This window comes from Mesorhizobium sp. M0626 (assembly GCF_040320665.1).
GTDB lineage: Bacteria > Pseudomonadota > Alphaproteobacteria > Rhizobiales > Rhizobiaceae > Mesorhizobium.
The window spans coordinates 211,874-232,671 of record NZ_JAMYQD010000005.1 but is presented as its reverse complement, the minus strand read 5'-3'; the positions used below and the strand labels follow the sequence as shown (position 1 = coordinate 232,671).

21 protein-coding genes are annotated in these 20,798 nt (G+C 62.7%); 15 read left to right on the top strand and 6 right to left on the bottom strand.

All coding sequences use genetic code 11. The features are described 5' to 3' along the window. The first annotated feature begins 9 nt into the window (after window positions 1–9). Window positions 10–807, top strand: a complete 798-nt coding sequence (locus NKI37_RS08275) for an FAD binding domain-containing protein (RefSeq protein ID WP_352787278.1) — start codon at window positions 10–12, stop codon at window positions 805–807. A gap of 288 nt (window positions 808–1,095) precedes the next feature. Then, window positions 1,096–2,118, top strand: a complete 1,023-nt coding sequence (locus NKI37_RS08270) for an acyltransferase family protein (RefSeq protein ID WP_352787276.1) — start codon at window positions 1,096–1,098, stop codon at window positions 2,116–2,118. Between the two features lie 66 nt (window positions 2,119–2,184). Here the strand turns inward: NKI37_RS08270 and NKI37_RS08265 are convergent, their stop codons facing one another. The 5 genes from NKI37_RS08265 to NKI37_RS08245 all read right to left on the bottom strand — a co-directional run bounded on the left by NKI37_RS08265 (window position 2,185) and on the right by NKI37_RS08245 (window position 5,131). Next, a complete protein-coding gene (locus NKI37_RS08265) occupies window positions 2,185–2,691 on the bottom strand; it encodes a GNAT family N-acetyltransferase (protein WP_352787287.1) in 507 nt (168 codons plus the stop codon). Further along, window positions 2,691–3,461 carry a copper homeostasis protein CutC gene (locus tag NKI37_RS08260; protein WP_502896291.1) on the bottom strand — a complete coding sequence of 257 codons (771 nt, stop codon included), beginning with the start codon at window positions 3,459–3,461 and terminating at the stop codon, window positions 2,691–2,693. Before NKI37_RS08260 ends, NKI37_RS08265 begins: the two co-directional genes overlap by 1 nt. Before the next feature lie 109 nt (window positions 3,462–3,570). Then, the gene (locus NKI37_RS08255; protein WP_352763528.1) at window positions 3,571–4,005 is read right to left on the bottom strand and encodes a cupin domain-containing protein; all 435 of its coding nucleotides are present in this window, start codon (window positions 4,003–4,005) and stop codon (window positions 3,571–3,573) included. 78 nt (window positions 4,006–4,083) lie between these two features. Continuing rightward, window positions 4,084–4,470 carry a hypothetical protein gene (locus NKI37_RS08250; RefSeq protein ID WP_023730737.1) on the bottom strand — a complete coding sequence of 129 codons (387 nt, stop codon included), beginning with the start codon at window positions 4,468–4,470 and terminating at the stop codon, window positions 4,084–4,086. A 64-nt stretch (window positions 4,471–4,534) separates the two neighbouring features. Continuing rightward, complete coding sequence (locus tag NKI37_RS08245) at window positions 4,535–5,131, bottom strand: alpha-ketoglutarate-dependent dioxygenase AlkB (RefSeq protein WP_352787272.1); 597 nt, start codon at window positions 5,129–5,131, stop codon at window positions 4,535–4,537. A 151-nt stretch (window positions 5,132–5,282) separates the two neighbouring features. Between NKI37_RS08245 and NKI37_RS08240 the strand changes: the two genes are divergently transcribed. The 9 genes from NKI37_RS08240 to apnL all read left to right on the top strand — a co-directional run bounded on the left by NKI37_RS08240 (window position 5,283) and on the right by apnL (window position 14,750). Further along, window positions 5,283–5,510 carry a KTSC domain-containing protein gene (locus NKI37_RS08240; RefSeq protein ID WP_023744756.1) on the top strand — a complete coding sequence of 76 codons (228 nt, stop codon included), beginning with the start codon at window positions 5,283–5,285 and terminating at the stop codon, window positions 5,508–5,510. Between the two features lie 136 nt (window positions 5,511–5,646). Beyond that, window positions 5,647–6,027, top strand: coding sequence for a hypothetical protein (locus tag NKI37_RS08235; RefSeq protein ID WP_352787270.1), 381 nt, complete (start codon window positions 5,647–5,649; stop codon window positions 6,025–6,027). 417 nt (window positions 6,028–6,444) lie between these two features. Then, window positions 6,445–7,272: a phosphogluconate dehydrogenase C-terminal domain-containing protein gene (locus tag NKI37_RS08230; RefSeq protein WP_023706030.1), complete on the top strand. Its 828-nt coding sequence runs from the start codon at window positions 6,445–6,447 to the stop codon at window positions 7,270–7,272. A 323-nt stretch (window positions 7,273–7,595) separates the two neighbouring features. Then, window positions 7,596–8,537, top strand: a complete 942-nt coding sequence (locus NKI37_RS08225) for a D-ribose ABC transporter substrate-binding protein (protein WP_352787269.1) — start codon at window positions 7,596–7,598, stop codon at window positions 8,535–8,537. 91 nt (window positions 8,538–8,628) lie between these two features. Further along, a complete protein-coding gene (locus NKI37_RS08220; RefSeq protein ID WP_352787267.1) occupies window positions 8,629–9,273 on the top strand; it encodes a DUF2291 family protein in 645 nt (214 codons plus the stop codon). Beyond that, window positions 9,270–10,817, top strand: coding sequence for a sugar ABC transporter ATP-binding protein (locus NKI37_RS08215; protein WP_352787265.1), 1,548 nt, complete (start codon window positions 9,270–9,272; stop codon window positions 10,815–10,817). Before NKI37_RS08220 ends, NKI37_RS08215 begins: the two co-directional genes overlap by 4 nt. Beyond that, window positions 10,814–11,878 (top strand): ABC transporter permease, encoded by a 1,065-nt coding sequence (locus NKI37_RS08210; RefSeq protein ID WP_023697642.1) that lies wholly within the window; start codon window positions 10,814–10,816, stop codon window positions 11,876–11,878. Before NKI37_RS08215 ends, NKI37_RS08210 begins: the two co-directional genes overlap by 4 nt. 2 nt (window positions 11,879–11,880) lie before the next feature. Next, entirely contained in the window at window positions 11,881–12,915 is a 1,035-nt protein-coding gene (locus NKI37_RS08205) for a Gfo/Idh/MocA family protein (RefSeq protein ID WP_023697641.1), read from the top strand. After that, window positions 12,912–14,750 carry a D-apionate lactonase gene (apnL, locus tag NKI37_RS08200; RefSeq protein ID WP_352787263.1) on the top strand — a complete coding sequence of 613 codons (1,839 nt, stop codon included), beginning with the start codon at window positions 12,912–12,914 and terminating at the stop codon, window positions 14,748–14,750. Before NKI37_RS08205 ends, apnL begins: the two co-directional genes overlap by 4 nt. A gap of 2 nt (window positions 14,751–14,752) precedes the next feature. Here the strand turns inward: apnL and NKI37_RS08195 are convergent, their stop codons facing one another. Then, window positions 14,753–15,466, bottom strand: coding sequence for a transcriptional regulator NanR (locus tag NKI37_RS08195; protein WP_023672607.1), 714 nt, complete (start codon window positions 15,464–15,466; stop codon window positions 14,753–14,755). A 187-nt stretch (window positions 15,467–15,653) separates the two neighbouring features. On the opposite strand from NKI37_RS08195, the gene oiaX reads away from it, so the two are divergent. The 4 genes from oiaX (at window position 15,654) to NKI37_RS08175 (ending at window position 20,775) form a co-directional block, all read left to right on the top strand. Then, the gene (gene oiaX, locus NKI37_RS08190) at window positions 15,654–16,904 is read left to right on the top strand and encodes a 3-oxo-isoapionate-4-phosphate decarboxylase OiaX (protein WP_023697638.1); all 1,251 of its coding nucleotides are present in this window, start codon (window positions 15,654–15,656) and stop codon (window positions 16,902–16,904) included. 4 nt (window positions 16,905–16,908) lie between these two features. After that, window positions 16,909–18,243 (top strand): four-carbon acid sugar kinase family protein, encoded by a 1,335-nt coding sequence (locus NKI37_RS08185; RefSeq protein WP_352787261.1) that lies wholly within the window; start codon window positions 16,909–16,911, stop codon window positions 18,241–18,243. A gap of 235 nt (window positions 18,244–18,478) precedes the next feature. Beyond that, complete coding sequence (locus NKI37_RS08180; RefSeq protein WP_352787285.1) at window positions 18,479–20,002, top strand: FGGY-family carbohydrate kinase; 1,524 nt, start codon at window positions 18,479–18,481, stop codon at window positions 20,000–20,002. Continuing rightward, entirely contained in the window at window positions 19,999–20,775 is a 777-nt protein-coding gene (locus NKI37_RS08175) for a DeoR/GlpR family DNA-binding transcription regulator (protein WP_352545347.1), read from the top strand. Before NKI37_RS08180 ends, NKI37_RS08175 begins: the two co-directional genes overlap by 4 nt. The last annotated feature ends 23 nt before the right edge of the window (window positions 20,776–20,798 follow it).

The following is a 20,798-nucleotide window of genomic DNA, read 5'->3' as shown; positions in this document are numbered from 1 at the left end:
GAGGATCCCATGTACGCAGTCAACTACCACCGCGCCGCCTCGGTCGCCGACGCCGCCAAGCTGGTGAAGAGCGGCGACGCCAGGGTTTTGTCAGGCGGCATGACGCTGATCCCGGCGATGAAGACGCGGCTCGCCGCACCCTCCGACCTGATCGACCTGTCGCGGATCAAGGAACTGCAAGGCGTTAAGGTGTCGGGCAAGACCGTCACCATCGGCGCCGCCACAACCCATTACGACGTCGCCAATGACGAGAAGCTGCGGAAGGCCTGTCCGGCGCTTGCGCACCTTGCGTCGCTGATTGGCGATCCGGCGGTGCGCCACAAGGGCACGATCGGCGGCTCGGTCGCCAACAACGACCCAGCCGCCGATTATCCGGCGGCGCTCTTGGCGCTGGGCGCCACCATCGTCACCAACAAGCGCGAGATTTCAGCCGCGAAATTCTTCACCGGCCTGTTCGAAACGGCGCTGAAAGAAGGCGAGATCATCACCGCGGTGAGTTTTACCGCGCCGGCCAAGGCTGCTTACGAAAAATTCCGCAACCCGGCCTCGCGCTATGCGATTGTCGGCGTGTTCGTGGCCAAGGGCAAGGACGGGGTCAGCGTTGCCGTTACCGGTGCCGGCGATGACGGCGTGTTCCGCTCGAAGGAGATCGAAGCCGCACTGGCGAAGAATTTTGCCGCATCGGCGCTCGACGGCGTGAAAGTGCCGGCGAAGAATTTGATGACCGACCTCCACGCTTCGGCCGAATACCGTGCCAATTTGATCGCCGTGATGGCCAAGCGCGCGGTGGCGGCAGCCAACGCCTGACATCATAAAGCTACTGACAAGGAAAGGGGCCATCGCGGCCCCTTTGTTCGTCTGCGGCGGGCTGTAACTGCCCAGTCCTTGCGGGTTCGCTGCCACGCGCAAATCCGTTGTTTCAGGTAATTCCCGTGCAAGAACAGGCGCATACTTCCCAAGGGACTGCCCAGCCCCATTCTCGCACTTGCACAATCTGATATTGCACTGCAATATGTATAGCTTGGCGGAACACGGGGTGGATTCTGCGCGCGGCGGTGTGAGCTGCGCCAAGATCTTGCGTCGTAGAGGATCGGCATGGCCGACATCTCCGCAGCGTCTGTTGCCCTGCCGCGGGCCACAGCCGACAAAGCAGCCAGAGCAAGACTGGCCTATCTCGATGGCTGGCGCGGGCTTTCGATCGCACTGGTGCTGATCGGCCATTTCTTCCCCGTTCCCGGGATCAATCTCGGCGTGCTCGGCGTCGAGTTCTTCTTCGCGCTCTCAGGCCGGCTGATGGGCGAGATACTGTTCATCGAACGCTTTCCGCTGAAAAAATTCTTCAAGCGCCGCTTTTCGCGCATCTATCCCGCGCTGCTGGTGTTCGTGACATCAGCCATGATCGGGCTCTCCGGCACCTTTATCGGCTTCAAATGGAAGGCGGCGCTGACGGCGCTGACATTCACCTACAACTATGCCGGAATTCTCATCACCCGCGCCGGCGCGCTCGACCACATCTGGTCGCTATGCGTGGAAGAGCATGCCTACATCATCCTGGCGCTGATCAGCGTGGTGGTGACCGGGCGGGGTAATGTCGTTCGGCTGCTGGTGACGCTGTCGCTGCTGGCGATGGCCAATGGCGCCATTTCGTACTGGGCACTCGGCATGGATTACGAGCACAGCTATTGGCGCACCGATGTGCATATCGCCTCGATCCTGCTGTCGGCATCGATCTGCCTGCTCAAGCACGATGACCGGCTGCCGGCATTCCTGACGAGCCCCTATGTCAGCCTCGTGTCGGCGGCGGCGGCTATATTGCTGTTCCTCGATCCGGTGCCGACGCCGATCCATTACCTACTGGCGGTGCCGTTGCTGGCGCTTGCCGTCAATACGCTGGACACCAGCAACTGGCATCTTACCGGCCTGCTTTCATCCAGGCCGATGGTGATGATCGGGCTATGGTCGTACTCGCTCTATCTCTGGCAACAGCCCTTCTACAAATTCGTCGCCGAGCAGGGCAGTGCACCGATCCCGATGCTGGCGGCTGTCTTCGCCTGTGCATTATGCAGCTACTATCTGGTCGAGAAGCCCGCGCGGGCCTGGCTGAACCGGAATTGGTGAGGGCTACGGACTCCTAATCTTATGCTGCCGTGGCGATCTGCTTGCCGATCATCAGCCAGCGATGCGTCAGCCCGCAATCTGCCTGAGGTAGTAGCGCACGGTCTTCTGGCCGCCATGGATCGCCGCTTCCCCGACTTGCGCAAAGCCAAGCGCGGCATGGAAGGCGTCCGAAGCCGGATTGGGAGGTTCGGCATTCACCTCGCAGGTGACGATGCTGTGGCCCGCGCGGGCGACTTCCCCGAACAGATCCTCGTAGAGCCGGCGGGCATGGCCGCGGCCGCGCGCTTGCGCCGCGACGACGACGCGGTCGACATAGACGAAGCGTGGATAGCGCTCGCGGAACCAGAGGAAATTCGGGCTGTCGTAGGCCGCATCCTGGTCGAAGGTCATGATGAAGGCTTCGAGCGTGCCGATGCGCCTGACGTAAAACGCTTCGCCAAGCAGGAAAGACAGCCGTTCGGGCTCGAGCCATGACAGTTCGGCGGCGTGCTCATTGTTGAGTGCGAGGATGGCCGCTTCGTCCCGAGGCGAGACACGGCTGATCGGCGACGGCCCAGTCACGGCTTTGCTCATCATGCTCTGGCCGCCGCAATCGTCGCCGCAACCAGCGCCCCATCGGTGACTGTGGTGCGATACTCGCGGTCGAGATCGGCGCCGCCCATGCCGACTTGCGGGTTGCGGTAGGCCATGGCGCTCGGTACGTCCTTGAGCGCGGCGAAATGCAGTTCCCTCAGCCCGGTTGATGCCAGCACCCCGGCGATGTTTTCGGGGTCCAGCGCGCCGCAGCCGAGGATGATGATGCGGCCGTCGGCCTGGCGGACGAGATCCGCCAACAGGCCGGCGCCTTCCACCGCGGTGTCCCTCTGGCCGCTGGTCAGCACGCGGCCGACCTTGCAGCGGATCAGCGCTTCCAGCGCCTCGGCCGGGTCGCGCGTCATGTCGAAGGCGCGGTGGCAGGTAACGGCGAGCGGACCGGCGGCATCGACCAGTGCGCCCATGCGGGTTTCATCGATGGTGCCGTCGGCATTGAGGCAACCGACGACGACACCGGCGACGCCGAGGTCACGAAGCGCTGCGACATCGGCGAGCATCGAGCTGTATTCGGCCTCGCTGTAGAGGAAATCGCCGCCGCGCGGCCGCACGATGACATGGAAGGGAATGGTCGCGCTCTCGAGTGCGGCGCGCACCGTGCCGAGGCTGGGCGTGATGCCGCCTTCGACCAGGCTGGCGCAGAGCTCGACCCGGTCGGCGCCGGCGGCCTGCGCGGCCAGCAGTCCATCGATGCCTTCGACGCAGATTTCGATCAGGGGGCGAGCATTTCCGGCCAAGGGGCGATCCTTCATGATTGCATGACGGCCAGCCCTAGCATCGGCTCGGTTGGTGGGGAAGCCGGAACAGCCAGTCGCTGCTTGGGCCAGCCCGGCAACCCTGCCTAGGTCCGTAGCGAGAGATCTATTGTTTCTGCAGCACCGTGTTCTTGGCGCCTTGTTCGGCCTGGTCGATGACCAGCAGCTTGACCGGGGCGTCGCCGATGTTGGTGGCCTGGTGCCATTGGCCGATCATCTCGATGATGAAATCGCCCGTCTTGTAGGTGTTGCTGTTGCCGGTCTCGACATTCGTCACTTTGAGTGTCCCGGCCTCGACATAGGCGTAGCGGGCAAACGGGTGCTTGTGCACCGGCAGAGTGGCGCCGACCGCAATGTCATAGGTTGAAACCAGGACCTGGACATTTTTCTGCGGCAGCACGATCGGCTGGCCGGACGCCGTCTGGCTGCGATCGGCAAGCGGCGTGACGACTACCGGCGGGCTGGTACTGTCCAGCGCCCGAGCGGGGTTTGCAGATAGCGCCGCCGCGAACAGCAGCATCGATGCCAGGATCTTTCGCATGGTTCCTCCAGGTTTTACCGCCACCGCGCGGGCGCGACGCCAAACTTCTATCTCTCGTCAGTTACTGGAGACACAACGTCATCCGCCGGTGCCGTCGTCCATCATCGTATTCGTGAGCGCTTCATAGATGTTGCTGCATACCTGGGACCGCGGACAGTGTTTTACGATGAATACCGGCACGACAGTCAGTGCGGCGGCGATCAGGATTTGCAGGAAGAGAGGAGCAGGCTCGAAGCGTTTGCCAAACAAGGCTCGGCAAGCGAAGTAGAGACTTTGAGCCAGGCATGCCCAGACAAGGACATGCAACAGCGTGCTCGTTGCTCGGGCATAGGGCGTTATGTATCCGTCGGGAAAGCCGACCATGCCAAGGTCGACGAGCCACTGCAGAGCCAGAACGCAGGACAGGCATGCCCACAGAAAGAGCGCCACGCGGGTAACCAAAACTCTGCTGCGATCCACGCTCATGTGCGATCGAAGCACAACTGCGCTCGGTCTTCCAGAGCGGCTGCTGCGTGGCTTGGAGTGTGGCCTATTTCAGAGTGCGCAGCGTGATCGAATAGCGGTGCCCGGCGACCGGCGGAATGCTGTGCTCCCACTCGTGGCGCGCCGGACCGTCCATGAGATAGAGGGACCTCGGTTCGACCTCGATCGTCTCGCGATCCCATTTCGAGCCGTTTTTGCGGCGCAGCCGAAAGCTGCAGGGCGCCAGCAGCGAGACGCCGGCGACGAGATCGAAATGCGGCTTGTCGCGATGCCAACCTATGCCCGCGCCCGGCCGATACTCGTTGATGTGCACTTGGGCGAATTCCGTGGCCTGCCTGCCGGCAAAATCCGCGACCTTGTCGCGAAGCGGCAGCAGGAATTTCGGGATGGGCGGCGCTTCGACGACCTGTCGCCGGTCGTAGTCGTAGCGCCAGCCGAAGCCGGCGACCAGCCGGTTGGCAATATGGCCATGGAAATCGAACGGCTTGAAGGACAGTTCATTGAGGTGACGGACCAGTTCCGCCTCTTCGTCCGTTGTGATCAGGCTAGGCCGGTAAGAAAATCCTTCCGGCAACGCGTCGGCCACGCCGAAGAGATCGCCTTGGCTGGCATATGCTGTTGTGCTGGATTTCGTCTGCGCCATCTGACGGAGAGATAGGAAGCCTCGCGGCCCGGGCAAGATTTTCGGCGTTGTGGTGCGCCTCCCTGACGGAACCTCCGCATCGTTGCGGCATTACGCATGTTCGAAGCAGGATTTGGGGCGAAAGATTTGGGGACGAAGCAGGATTTTCGACATGCCGTCCACTGCCATTCGCAACACCCACTACGACCCGTCGACGAAAATCCTCTCGGTCTGGTTCGTCCCGAGCGGAGCCCGCTACGACTATGAAGAGGTCGAGCCCGAGACCTATGCGGCGTTCCGCGCCGCCTTCTCGAAAGGGCAATTTTTCAACGAGTTCATACGCGATCGCTACCGGTTTCACTTGGTTGAAGAAGGGCGTCCGCGAGCAACCGGGTTCTGAAGGTGCGGTGATCCGTATAAGGTCGCGAACCCCAATTGCTTTTCGAATTGACTTGTTTCAACCTGCTTTGTGGGGACGGACAATGCCGTGGTCGAGATGGCCATAACATTGGGGGAGGCAGCTTTTGAAATGCATATTGATTATACTCGGCGCGGTAGGTGTCCTGTCTTCCGCTGCGTCTGCAAAAGATAATCGACAACACATCGACCCTGCCTATCAAAAAAACATCAACTATCTGGCCGGGCTGTCCGACGCCCAGTTGAAATTGGTCGTAACATGGTCAGCTAACGTCATCGCCGTTACGACGCGATGCCCGGCGCTGCAGCTGACTCCAGACGGAAAATCCAAAATAACGGCGATATATATCTTGTACGATGTGCAAGATAAACACCTGATGCCCAATCCCCCCAAATTCAAGAGAGCCATCAGGTTTTATGAAGGCGCTTTCCGCACGGCGGCGCAACGCACGGACAGCTGTCGGGCGGAGAAAGCCAAGGACCCGGGAAGCTACCGGTAAATAATTGTCGGCATGATCGCCTAGAAGTGATTTGGCTCGCCGGAACCCCGGCAAAGCGCTCTCTATAGCCCTTCGCCAAATCGCCGCGAGAACTCACGGCCCGAAAACGCGACCGGACCCCGCGGACGCGCTTCGCCTTGCTGGTGGCCCCCCACCGTCACCTCGCGACCGAGCCCCCGCAAAAATGGACCTGGAGGCTTCTAACGCGGGCATCGAACGTCTGGAAAGGCAACGGCGCTCTGGCTTGGTTGAATTCTCGGCCGCCACCGCGGAAATCGTGCGGACGGAAGCCAAACGGCGACTGCATAGCCGCTCATCAAAGCCCTGTTCAACTCCTCAATTCGTGGTAAGGTGATCATACCAGTTAATAACATGACGATCGGCGCGGCCGTCGTTTGAATCGGGAGTAGGGATTACATGACGACGATTGCGCTGCTCGGTGCCGGCGGCAAAATGGGTTACCGCCTGTCGACCAATTTTCGCGGATCGCTCTACACGGTACGCCATGTCGAGGTGAGCGAGGCCGGCCGCGAGCGGCTGAAGACCGGACTGGGCTTTGACGCGGTCAGTGCCGATGCGGCGCTGGACGGGGCGGACATCGTCATCCTGGCCGTTCCCGACACGCATATCGGCAAGGTGGCGGCTGATATCGAGAGCAAACTGGCGCCTGGCACGATGGTGATAGTGCTCGACGCGGCTGCACCCTTCGCCGGCCATCTGCCCAACCGGCCGGACCTGACCTATTTCGTCACTCATCCCTGTCATCCGCCGATCTTCAACGACGAGACCGACATGGCGGCCAAGAAGGACTATTTTGGCGGCGTCAAGGCCAAGCAGCATATGGTCAGCGCGCTGATGCAGGGACCGGAAGCGGATTACGCCAAGGGCGAGGCGGTCGCGAAAATCATCTGGGCGCCGGTCATGCGCTCGCACCGTGTCACCGTCGAGCAGATGGCGCTGCTGGAGCCCGGTTTATCGGAGACGGTGTGCGCATCACTGCTTGTCGTCATGAAGGAAGCCGTCGACGAGGTCGTCGCGCGTGGCGTCGACCAACAGGCGGCGCTCGATTTCCTGCTCGGCCATATGAACGTGCTCGGCGCCGTCATTTTCGGCGAGACCAAGGGTGTGTTCTCCGACGCCTGCAACAAGGCGATCGAATTCGGTAAGCCGGTGCTGATGCGCGACGACTGGAAGCGGGTGTTCGAGCCGGAAGAGATCGCCGCGAGCATTCGGCGCATTACCTGAGAAAGGCCGAGTCGGGGGCTTGCCGGAGCGCCTCGGTGGCTCGACACACCCGCCATGACACACATTGTTTTTGCTCAGTGGGCACATGTCACCTCAATTAGTGATTGACTCATCATACCAGTTGGCTTAGCTGTTGATGGCTTGGGCAAGGGTTCGCGGGAAGTACGAAGCCTGGGCGAGTGGAGGGACGGCGAGGGAGCAGCGATCGTTTGGGAAGCCCGCACTGGCATTCAGCCTGAACCGATCGGCGGCCCGCTTTGCGCGACGAATTCGAATGCAGAGGCCTTGATTGATCAAGGCAATTTTTCAAACGGGAGGACATCATGAAACTCACACGCAGAATGACACTTGCGGCGTTCGCCGGCATGCTGGCGCTTGGCACGGCGGTGCCCGCCTATGCGGCCGACCTCATTGCCATCATCACGCCCTCGCATGACAATCCGTTCTTCAAGGCGGAAGCCGTCGGCGCCGAAGCCAAGGCCAAGGAACTCGGCTACGAAGCGCTGGTGCTCGTCCATGACGACGATGCCAACAAGCAGTCCGAATTGATCGACACGGCGATCGGTCGCGGCGCCAAGGCGATCATCCTCGACAATGCCGGCGCCGACGCCACCGTCGCTGCCGTGCAGAAGGCCAAGGACGCGGGCGTGCCGTCGTTCCTGATCGATCGCGAGATCAACGCCACCGGCGTCGCCGTGGCGCAGATCGTCTCCAACAACTACCAGGGCGCCCAGCTCGGTGCGCAGGAATTCGTCAAGCTGATGGGCGAGAAGGGCAATTTCGTCGAGCTGGTCGGCAAGGAATCCGACACAAATGCCGGCATCCGCTCGAAGGGCTATCATGACGTCATCGACGATTATCCGGACCTGAAGATGGTCGCCCAGCAATCGGCCAACTGGAGCCAGACCGAGGCTTACGCCAAGATGGAATCGATCCTGCAGGCCAACCCTGACATCAAGGGCGTCATCTCCGGCAATGACACGATGGCGATGGGCGCCTATGCGGCGCTGGTCGCGGCAAACCGCAAGGACGTCATCGTCGTCGGCTTCGACGGATCGAACGACGTGCGCGACTCCATCACCGCGGGCGGCATCAAGGCAACCGTCCTGCAGCCGGCCTATGCGCAGGCGCAGATGGCGGTCGAGCAGGCCAACGACTTCATCAAGAACAAGAAGTCGCCGGCCAAGGAAAAGCAGCTGATGGACTGCGTTCTGGTCAATGGCGACAATGCTGCCAAGCTGGAAACGTTTACGCTGACCAACTGAGCCGGCGTGACATGAACAGCGAGGGGCGACCCAAGGGTCGTCCCTCGTCGCCCTTTTCCGTGGGTATTGATCACATGCTCAACAAGCCATCATGCTGAACAACAAGCCGATCTGGCCGATCCTTGCCGTGATACTCGGCATCAGCTTGACCGCCTGCAAGATCCTCCCGACCCCTTCGGGGGACAGCGGCAATGCCGCCGTCTTCAATCCGGACAAGATGGTCGAGGAGATCTGGGCCGCGAAGGTCGTGCCTTACCTCCAGCAGAAGGCCGGGCCGTTTGCCGAGGTCCACGCTCTGGCGAAAACCGATCCTGCTTCCGCTGGCGCCAAATATGGCAATCCGAACAAGCAGGCGAATTCGCCATGGACCTTCGCGGTTCGCGTCGAGGGCAAGATCATCGCAGCCAACACGGCGTCACGCGCGGCAACGATGGATATCGATGTCGACGGCGACGGCAAGGCCGATGCGCGTGTGCAAATCGGACCGGCGATGCGGGGAACCGCGCTGCGCGACAGTCTCGATTTCATCCAGTTCAACGATTTTACCAACCAGATCGACTTCGCCCAGTTCGGCAAGGCGTTCAACGCCTATGCCGTCAAGGCCGTGCTTTCCAAACTGCCGCGCGACGCGCTGGAAGGCCGGACCGCCAAGGTTCTCGGCGCCTATACGCTCGAGAGCGGCCAGGACCTGCCGCTGGTGACGCCGGCGGAGGCAGAAATCGGGCCGAAGCCATGAGCGCTGCGGTTGCTCACGATGTCGTCTTGAAGCTGGAGGACGTCTCCAAGGTCTATTCCGGCACCGTCGCGGTCAAGCGCGCGAATTTCGAGGTGCGCAAGGGCGCCGTCAATGTGCTGGTCGGCGAAAACGGCGCCGGCAAATCGACGCTGATGAAGATTATCGCCGGCGTCGAAGAGCCGACGCTCGGCCGGATCCTCCTGGAAGGGGAGGAGGTCTCCTTCTCGTCATCGGGCGACGCGGTGAACCGCGGCATCGGCATGGTGTTCCAGGAGCTGAACCTGTTTGGCAATATGACCGTCGCCGAGAACATCTTCGCCACGCGCGAGATCACCACCCGGTTCCGCAAGATCGACCGCAAGGAACAGGAGCGTCGCGCGGCGCAATTTCTCGAACGGCTGCAGGCCGGGATAAGGCCGGACATGCTGGTCGAGGATCTGCGCATCGGCCAGCAGCAGCTGGTCGAGATCGCCAAGGCGGTTTCGCTCGATGCGCGCATCCTGATCATGGACGAGCCGACCTCGGCGCTCAGTGCGGCGGAAGTCGAGATCCTGTTCAAGGTGATCGCCGACCTCAAGGCGCGCGGCGTGGCCATCGTCTACATCTCGCACCGGCTGGAAGAACTGATCCGCATCGGCGACTACATCACCGTGCTGCGCGATGGGCACATCACCGGCCAGGAGGAGATGAAAAACGTCGACACGCGGTGGATCGTGCGGCAGATGATCGGTTCCGACGCCAAGGATTTCGCCAAGGCCGACGGCCATGTTCCCGGCCAAGAGATATTCCGCGCCGAGGACATCTGCCTGCCGCGGGCTACCGGGGGGCTGGCGGTCGATCACGTCTCGCTGTCGCTGCGCGCCGGCGAGATACTCGGCATATACGGCCTGATGGGCGCCGGGCGAAGCGAGCTGTTCGACTGCATCATGGGCCGCCATGGCCAGGCGACCGGCGCGATCTTCATCGCCGGCAAAAAGGTCAAGGAGCGCGACACGACGCGGCGCATCCGGCGCGGGCTGGCGCTGATCCCCGAAGACCGCCAACGCGAAGGGCTGGTGTCGATCCTGTCCGTCGCCAGCAATCTGACGCTGGCCAGCCTGTCGCGGTTCGTGCGCATGTTCCACATTCGTGGCGGCCAGGAGAAGCAGGCGGTGACGCAGATGGTGCGGGAACTGGCGATCAAGGTCGCCGACCCGGCGCAGGAGGTCTCGTCGCTGTCGGGCGGCAACCAGCAAAAGGTGGTGATCGGAAAGGCGCTGCTCACCGGGCCGAAGGTGCTGCTGATGGACGAGCCGAGCCGTGGCATCGATGTCGGCGCCAAGGCCGACGTCTTCCGCACCATGCGCAAACTGTCGCGAGACGGGCTCGGCATTCTGTTCGCCACCTCGGATCTCGATGAGGTGATGGCGCTGGCCGATCGCATCGCGGTGATGAGCAATGGAAAACTGACGGGCATGTTCGATCGCGCCGAGGCGACGGAGGCAGCCCTTGTCGCCGCCTCGGCACTTGGCCACGGACCGGCCCCGCATACGGAGAACCCATGACTGACATCCCGGCCAAGGCGGCTGTCTCCTCCGTTTCGAGCGGCTCGCTGCTGCTGACGCTGATGAAGGCGAGGACCTTCATCGCGCTGATCGCCGTCTTGATCTTCTTCTCGATCGCGGCGCCGAATTTCCTGTCGACAGCCAATCTGATCCTGATGTCGAAACATGTGGCGCTGAACGCCTTCCTCGCCATGGGCATGACCTTCGTCATCATCACCGGCGGCATCGATCTCTCAGTCGGCTCGATCGTCGGCCTGTGCGGCATGGTCGCCGGCTACCTCGTGCTCAACGGCATCGACCTGCAATTCGGCTACACCGTCTATTTCAACGTCGTCGAGATCGCGCTGATCACGCTGGCGGTCGGCATATTGATCGGCGCCGTCAACGGACTGCTGATCACCAGGCTGAACGTCGCGCCGTTCATCGCCACGCTCGGCGTGCTCTATGTCGCGCGCGGCCTGGCGTTGCTGTCGTCGGACGGCCGCACCTTCCCCAACCTCGTCGGCAAGCCGGAGCTTGGCACCACCGGGTTTGGTTTCCTCGGCGCCGGGCGGCTGCTCGGCCTGCCGGTGGCGATCTGGATCCTGATCGTCGTTGCGCTGGTTGCGGCATATCTCGCCAAATACACGCCGCTCGGCCGCCACATCTTCGCCGTCGGCGGCAATGAACGGGCGTCGCGAATTTCGGGCGTTCGTGTCAACATGGTGAAAATGTTCGTCTACATGTTCTCCGGCTTTTGCGCGGCGATCGTCGGTTTGATCATCTCGTCCGAACTGATGGCCTCGCATCCGGCGACGGGCGAAAGTTTCGAGCTCAACGCCATTGCGGCGGCAGTGCTCGGCGGCACCTCGATGTCAGGTGGGCGCGGCACGATCGGCGGCACCATTGTCGGCGCCTTCGTCATCGGCATTCTTTCGGACGGGTTGGTGATGATGGGCGTGAGTTCCTTCTGGCAGATGGTGATCAAGGGCCTTGTCATCATCGTCGCCGTCGTCGTCGACCAAGCGCAGCGCCGGCTGCAGAGCCGGGTGACGTTGATGCAGATGGCAAAGGCAGGCTGAGCATGGCGGAGTTGCGGGGAGGGCTCATCGGCTGCGGCTTCTTTGCCATCAACCAGATGCATGCCTGGCGCGACATTGAAGGCGCCGCGATGGTCGCCATTTGCGACCGCGACCCGGAGCGGCTGCGCATCATCGGCGACCAGTTCGGCATTGCGAAGCGCTACACCGACGCGGCAGAGATGTTTGCAAGCGAAAGCCTCGACTTCGTCGATATCGCCACTACCGTTCCCAGCCATCGTCCGCTGGTCGAGATGGCGGCCCTGCACCGTGTGCCGGTGATTTGCCAAAAGCCGTTCGCGCCGACGCTTGCCGACGCCAAGGCGATGGTGAGGGCCTGCGTGGAAGCCGGCGTACCGCTGATGGTGCATGAGAATTTTCGCTGGCAGTCGGCGATCCAGGCGGTGCGTGCCGTGCTGGACAGCGGCGAGATCGGCACGCCGTTCTTCGGGCGCATCTCCTTCCGCTCCGCCTATGACGTGTTTTCCGGCCAGCCCTATCTCGCCAAGGGAAAGCGCTTCATCATCGAAGACCTCGGTATCCACATCCTCGACATCGCCCGTTTTCTACTCGGCGACGTATCGACGATCACGACGCGAACGGCGCGCATCAACCCCGATATCGCCGGCGAGGACGTCGTAACGATGCTGATGGACCACAAGAGCGGGGCGACGTCAGTGGTCGACTGCAGCTACGCGACGAAGCTTGCCGTGGAGCCGTTTCCCGAAACGCTTATCGAGATCGACGGCAGCGACGGCACGATCCGCTTGGCGCAGGGATATCGGCTCACCGTCACCGGCAGGAGCGGCACGAAGATCACCGACGTTTCGCCGCCCGTACTCGCCTGGGCATCGCGCCCATGGCACAACATCCAGGAGAGCGTCGTCGCCATCCAGCAGCACTGGGTCGACTGCCTGGCAAAGGGAACCGAGCCGGCGACCTCGGGCGCCGACAATCTCAAGACATTCGCGCTGGTCGAGGCGGCCTATCTGGGCGCCGCGAGCCACGAACCTGTCCACCTGGATGGCTTGCTGACATGACAGCCGACGCCTTCCTCCTATACGGCACACGCGTGGTCGAGGCCGAGCCGGTCAGGCTGAGTGCGGGCTTGCTCAGCGCCGACTTTGTCAACGGCAGCCTGCGCACCATGCGTTACGGCGGCATCGAAGTGCTGCGCGCCATCGCCTACATCGTGCGCGACCGCGACTGGGGCACCTATGAACCGGCGCTGACGGACCTTGCCGTCGATCAGGACGCCGACAGCTTCTCCGTCAGCTACTCCGCAACTTGCTTAGCACCGGGCGGAAGCCGGCTCGACCTTCGCGCTACGATCAAGGGCTCCGCCAACGGTCACCTGGTCTTCGACGTCAGCGCGGTCCCTGAAAGCGATTTCGAGACCAATCGCTGCGGCTTCTGCATCCTGCATCCGATCGCCGGCCTCGCCGGCAGCCCGGTCACGGTCGAGCATACCGGCGGCAGCGTGGTGGCGACGAAACTGCCGCTGTTGATCGATCCCTGGCAGCCTTTCAAGGATTTGCGCGCGATCACCCATGAGGTCCGGCCGGGCATCACTGCCGAATGCCGGATGGAGGGCGACACTTTCGAGATGGAGGACCAGCGCAACTGGTCGGACGCGTCCTACAAGACCTATGTGCGGCCGCTGGCGCTGCCATGGCCCTATGTGCTGCCGGCCGGCCAAACTGTAAGCCAGACGGTCAGCCTGCGCATCACCGGCGAGGGGGGAATGCCGGCCGCAGCATCTGCCGCCGAACCGGTCAGCGTCGAACTCGGCGAGACCGGGCAGAGGCTGCCGGATCTCGGCGTGATCATCTACCCGGATGAGGTCGAAGCAGCGCTCGCAAATCTTTCGACATTGACCAAGCTCGGCCCGCAGCAACTTGTCTTCCACTACGATCCGACGCGCGGCCACGGTCTCGAAGCATTGCAGTCTTATGCAAGGCTCACCGCCGCCTATCCGGTGCAGACGACGCTGGAATGCGTCGTTGCCTGCGCGGGCGATCTCGACGCTGAACTTTCAGCCGTCGCGAACCTGGTGCGTCAAGCCGGGTTGAAGCTTTCGGCCATTGCCGTCTCGCCTTCGGTTGACCGGCAGTCGACGCCGCCGGGCAGTGCGTGGCCGGACTGTCCGCCGCTCGAAGACGTCTATGACGCGGCGCGGCGCGCCTTTCCCGATATCCGGCTTGGTGGCGGCATGTTCAGCTATTTCACCGAGCTCAACCGCAAGCGCGTGCCGGCGGGCCTGCTCGATTTCATCACTCACTGCACGTGCCCGATCGTGCACGCCGCCGACGATCTCAGCGTCATGCAGTCGCTGGAGGCGCTGCCCTTCATCACCGCGTCGGCGCGGGCGATCTTTGGGGAAAAGCCTTACCGCATCGGTCCGTCGACGATCGCCATGCGCCAGAACCCCTACGGGGGCGCGACCAAACCCAATCCCGAGGGACAGCGCATCGCCATGGCCGATCGCGACCCTCGCCATGCCGGCCTCTTCGCAGCCGCATGGGCGATCGGCTATGCCGCGCGTGTCGCGTCGGCCGGGCTGGAACTGCTCACGCTCTCCGGCTTCGCCGGACCGTTCGGCGTGCTCGCAGCGTCCGGCGAACCCGTCGCCGAAGGCGCACCCCGGCCGATCTTCGATGCCATCAAGGGTCTTTGCGAAATGGCCGGCCTTGCGTATGTGGCGGCAAGGACGAGCGATCAGACGAAGGTGCTGGCGCTGGCCGGCCGCTCCGCTTCGGGCAAGACCGTGGCGTGGCTGGCGAACCTGACGGCGGACGACGTGACGGTCGACATCTCAGCGTTTGGCCGAGGCCAACTGGTGATGACCCCTTACGCGATCACGCGGATCGGCTGAAATCAGTTGCCGGAGTTCATCACATAAAGCGCGCGCGAGCGCTCGAGGTGCTTGATCATCGCCTTCTCGGCGCCGTCGGCATCCTTCTTCTCAATGCGGCCGATGATCTCTTCATGCTCGGTCAGCGTGAACTGTTCCTTGCCGGTCCAGATCAGCATTTCGGTGTGATATTCCTTCAGCCAACCGAGCATCGCCTCGCTGACGGCGATATAGATCGGGTTGCCTGAAATGGCCGCGATCTGGGTGTGAAACTTCATGTCGGCTGAAATGAAAGCCTCGGAATCGCCACGAAAGCCACGCTGTTCGGCAATTGTGGCCCGCAGCTGCTCAACGTCCTCGGCAGTGGCGTTTTCGGCGGCTTCCCTGACCATACCGCGCTCGAAGAAGATGCGCGCCGTTTTCAGGTGTTCCAACGTGTCCTTCGACGACGACAGGATGATCTTGGCTGCGCCATCGACCTGCTTGATGATCGACTTGGCGGTCAGCTGCAGCACCTTGGCGCGTTCCCCATGCGAGATCGCGACGAGGCCCATATTGCTCAGCGCCTGCATCGCCTCGCGGATCGCGGGACGGCCGACCTCGAAGCGCTCCATCAACTCGCGCTCCGACGGCATGTCGTCGCCCGGCGTCAATTCTCCGCTGGTGATCAGGCGCTTCAGCCGCAAAAACACTTCGTCGGAAAGTTTGCGCCGGACGATCGGCTCCGAACGGTTCATCGTCGCGAATCACTCCCTTGACCTGTGTCTATCTAGCACTGCCGCAGCTGTTCCCGGAATGGCTGTCGCCCCGATCGCCCATAGCCGCCAGACAGGATATTGCTTGCAAAGCTTATGTACTCATTATACCAGATTCCGACGATCAAGGAACTCTTTTCGAACCCCCTGCGGCCTCAGACAACGAACCATGATCACGCTCACCTACCGCATCGAGACATCAGGCAGCATCGAGACGCTGGCAGCCAAGATCGCCAGCGACCAGTCGACTGGAACCTTCGTCGCGCTGCCCGGCGAGACCGAGGAACTGAAAGCCCGGGTGGCCGCGCGTGTCCTGGCCATTCGGCACCTGCCGGACGCACTTCGCCCCTCCATTCCCGAGGCCGGCAACGGGCCGTTCAAGCGCGCGGATGTCGACATCGCCTTTCCATTCGATGCCATCGGCCACGACCTGTCGGCTCTGATGACCATTGCCATCGGCGGCGCCTATTCGATCAAGGGCCTAACCGGCATTCGCGTTGTCGACATGAAGCTGCCGGAGCAATTCCGCGGCGCGCATCCAGGTCCGCAATTCGGCGTCGCCGGCAGCCGCAGGCTGACAGGTGTCACGGATCGGCCGATCATCGGCACCATCGTCAAGCCGGCGCTGGGGCTGCGGCCCCCCGAAACCGCCGCGATGGTGGGCGAGCTGATCGCCGCCGGTGTCGATTTCATCAAGGACGATGAGAAGCTGATGAGCCCAGCCTATTCGCCGCTGGCGGAGCGGGTAAAGGCAATCATGCCGCTGATCCTCGACCACGAGCAGAGGACCGGCAAGAAGGTGATGTACGCCTTCGGCATCTCGCATGCCGACCCGGACGAGATGATGCGCAATCACGATCTGGTGGCCAAGGCCGGCGGAAATTGCGCGGTGGTCAACATCAACTCCGTCGGTTTCGGTGGCCTGGCCTTCTTGAGAAAACGCTCCAGCCTGGTGCTTCACGCTCATCGCAACGGCTGGGACATCCTCACCCGCCATCCCGGCCTCGGTATGAACTTCAAGGTCTGGCAACAGTTCTGGCGGCTGCTCGGCGTCGACCAGTTCCAGATCAACGGCATCCAATCGAAATACTGGGAGCCGGACGCGTCTTTCGTCGAGTCCTTCAAGGCGGTGACGACGCCGATTTTTGCCCCTGAGGATTGCGCCTTGCCTGTGGCGGGCTCCGGCCAATGGGGCGGGCAAGCGCCCGAGACCTATGAACGGACCGGCCGGACGGTCGATCTGCTCTATCTGTGCGGCGGCGGCATCGTCAGCCATCCGGATGGACCGGGCGCCGGGGTGCGTGCCGTGCAGCAAGCCTGGCAGGCGGCGGTCGACGGCATTCCGCTGGCGGATTTCGCCTTGAGCCATCCGGAGCTGGCGCGGTCGATCGAAAAATTCGGCGACGGCAAAGCGGCCTGAAGCAATGCAAGACCTGCTTCTCAGCTATTATGGCGACGACCTCACCGGCTCGACCGACGTCATGGAAGCGCTCGAACTCGGCGGCGTGCCGACCGTGCTATTTATGCGCCAGCCGGACGCGGCCATGCTTGCGCAGTTCAGCCACTGCCGCGCCATTGGATTGGCCGGCACCAGCCGCAGCGAGACGCCACAATGGATGGACACGCATCTGAGCGATGCCTTCGCTTGGCTGAAGACGCTGAATGCCGCGATCTGTCACTACAAGGTCTGCTCGACCTTCGATTCCAATCCGACGATCGGCAGCATCGGTCGCGCCATCGAGATCGGCCGCTCGGTCTTCGCGCAGGACAGCGTGCCGCTGCTGGTCGGGGCGCCGCAGCTCAAGCGTTACACCGCCTTCGGTCATTTGTTCGCGGTCTATCGTGAAAAGTATTTCCGCATCGACCGCCATCCGGTGATGAGCCGCCACCCGACGACGCCGATGGATGAATCCGACCTGCTGATCCATCTGTCGCGGCAGACGGAGCTCACATCGGGGCTGGTCGATCTCGCGACGTTGCAGTCGGCGTCGCGCTCGGAAGCCTTCGACCGCTTGCTCGCAAAGGGCACCGACATCGTACTTGTCGATGTCGACAGCCTCGAGACGCAGGCGCTTGCCGGCAAGGAGATATGGCGCGCCCGCAAGCCGGGCGGTTCGTTCGTCGTCGGCTCGTCGGGGATCGAATATGCGCTGCTGGCCGAATGGGTGTCGAACGGGACAGTCAGAGCTGAACCAGAATTTTCGCCGCCGGGTGCCGCCGACCGGATCGCGGTCGTCTCGGGCAGTTGTTCGTCGACGACCGAACGACAGATCCGTCACGCTTTGACTGACGGCTTCGACGGCATCGAGGTCGATCCCGTCGAACTGATCTCCGAAGCTTCCGGAGATGCGATCGCACGCGCGACGGCAGCCGGTCGCGCCAGTCTGGAAGCCGGGCGCAGCGTCGTTCTCTACACGGCCCTTGGACCCGCGGCCGATAGGGGGGGCGAAATCGACCGCCAGGAAGGCGCCCGCCACAAGCTCGGGCGGGGCCTCGGCGAACTGCTTCGCGCGCTGACCATCGAGCAGAAGTTGCAGCGCGTGGTCGTTGCCGGCGGCGATACGTCGAGCCACGCGCTCGGCCAGATGGGTGTCGATGCGCTGACCGTGCGGATGCCGTTGCCGGCGTCGCCGGGCTCGCCGCTTTGCGTCGCTCACTCGCGCGTCAAGGCGATCGATGGGCTGGAGGTGGCACTCAAGGGCGGGCAGGTTGGAACCGACCGCTATTTCAGCGCCATCCGTGACGGCCTTAGCAGCTGATTACGCGTCGCCTGGCAACCGCGAGATCCATTCATGCCCTCTAACGGCGCGGTAGCGGTTTTTGTCGCGCATGTTGACGTTAAATTCACATAAAGATATGGGTGTTTTGTCGGGGCAAGGTACTTTTGCCATTTATCCGCCTTGCTCTATCGGGGTTGTCGCCATGTGTTTCGCCCTTGCATCAGACTGCAGGATCGCCCTGTAGCAATCGCCAATGCTGAAAGAGGCGGTGATCATGCCCAGCCTGCTCGGAATCGATAACGGCCTCACGGTCACCAAGGCGGTCATCTTCGATGCCGACGGCACGCAATTGTCCGTGGCGCGTCGCCGGGTGCCGCAATCGATGCCCCACGCGCGCTGGGTGGAGCGCGACATGTCAGGCCTGTGGCAAGCAACAGCCGACGCCATCAAGGAGGCGATCGCGCTCTCCGGCAGGCCGGCGGAAGACATCAAGGCGGTGGCGGCGACCGCGCATGGCGATGGTCTCTATGTGCTCGATCATGATCGTCAGCCTTTGGGACCAGGCATCCTGTCGCTCGACAGCCGCGCCGGCGACATTGTCGACAGGTGGTCCGCCGGTACCGTTTTCACCGATGCGCTGGCGACGACAGGCCAGACGCCGCATGTTTCGGCGCCGTCGACGCTGCTGGCGTGGCTTAAGCAGAACGATCCTGATCGCTATGGCCGCATCGGCCGTGTGCTGGCCTGCAAGGACTGGTTGCGCTTTTGCCTGACCGGCACGATCGGGACCGACCGCACGGAGGCCAGCACTTCATTCACGGATTTTCGCACGCAAGCCTATGCGCCTGAAGCGCTGCGCATCTTCGGGTTGGAGGATCTGTTCAACGCGCTGCCGCCGGTGGGGCATTCGGCTGACGTCGCCGGTCAAGTCACAGCCGATGCCGCCGAAAGGACCGGCCTTCGCAAGGGAACACCGGTCGCCTGCGGCCTGCACGACGTGGCCGCCTCGGCGCTTGGCATGGGCGGCCATGAAGACGGCGTGCTCGCCATCGTCGCCGGCACCTATTCCATCAATGAAGTCGTCTCTTCGCAACCGCGCGTCGACCGGCGTTGGTTCTGCCGCAACGCCATCGACGCGGGCCGTTGGAACAACATGTCGATCTCGCCGGCCTCGACCGCGAACTACGACTGGTTTCTCGACACGTTTTGCCGCGCGGAGCAGGACAGGACGGATGGCGGCTCCCTCCACGAATTGCTGGCGGGAGAGATCGACGCGGCGTTGAAGAAGCCTTCGACCATCCTGTTTCATCCCTATCTGTTCGGCTCTCCCTATGGCGATTTGGCCAGCGGCAGCTTTGTCGGCCTGCATGGCTGGCACAATCGCGGCGACATGCTGAAGGCGGTTCTGGAAGGCATCGCCTTCAATCACCGCACCCATGTCGAGGCTTTGCGCGACGGCTTTGCCGTCAGCGAGATCCGCCTGACCGGCGGCGGTTCGCGCAATCCTGCCTTCGTCCAGATGTTTGCCGACGTGCTGAACGCCCCGGTCACCGTCACCTCGACGGATGAGACCGCGGCCCTCGGTGCCGCGCTTTGCGCAGGTGCTGCGGTCGGCTTGTTCAAGACGCCGCAAGAGGGAGCAAGGCAGGTTGGGATGACGGAGCGGACGTATCAACCGGTGCCCGCCTCCAGTGCTGTGTTCAATGAGCGGTTTTCGCTCTACTGCCGCATAGCCGAGCAGCTGAAGTCGCATTGGCCGGACATCGAAAGGCTGGCGCGGCCAAGGGGAGACGCATGATCAAGGCCGACGAACGACGCGAAGAGATCGCCGATTATGTGATCAAGCTGGGCCAGGTGCGCATCGACGATCTGGTCGAGCATTTCGGCGTATCGCGCATGACCATCCACCGGCACATCGACCGGCTGGCGCAGCAGGGCGTGCTGCGCAAGCTGCATGGTGCCGTGACGGTTCAGCCGTCCGGTCTCTATGAGAGCGCCTTCCGCTACCGGGTGACGGTCAACCGAGCCGAGAAGGATGCGCTGGCGCGGGCAGCATTGGACTATGTCGAGGCCGGCCAGGTGGTGATGCTGGACGATTCATCGACGGCAAACGCGGTTGCGACGCTGCTGCTCGACGTCAAGCCGCTGACGGTTGTCACCAACAGCGTGTCGACGGCTGCGTTGCTGATCAATGTCGACGACCTCGACTTCATCTGTCTCGGCGGCCAGTATCACGGCACCTACAATGCCTATATCGGCATCGTCTGCGAGAACGCCGTGGCGCAGTTGCGCGCCAATGTGCTGATCTGTTCGGCTTCGGCCGTCACCGGAACCACGGCTTTCATCCAGGATCCGAATGTCGTGCGGGTCAAGCAGGCGATGATGACCGCCTCCGTGAAGCGCATCCTTTTGGTCGACCACGCAAAATTCGACCGGATCGCGCTGCATGTCTTCGACGATTTGACCAGTTTCGACGCCGTGCTGGTGACCGAGGGGCTCGGCGATGCGCAGGCGCAGAGCCTCGAGCGGGCCGGCGTGAAACTGCGCATCGTCAAGACGAAAGCGCCATGAGCCGAACAGACGGAGCAGGGGCG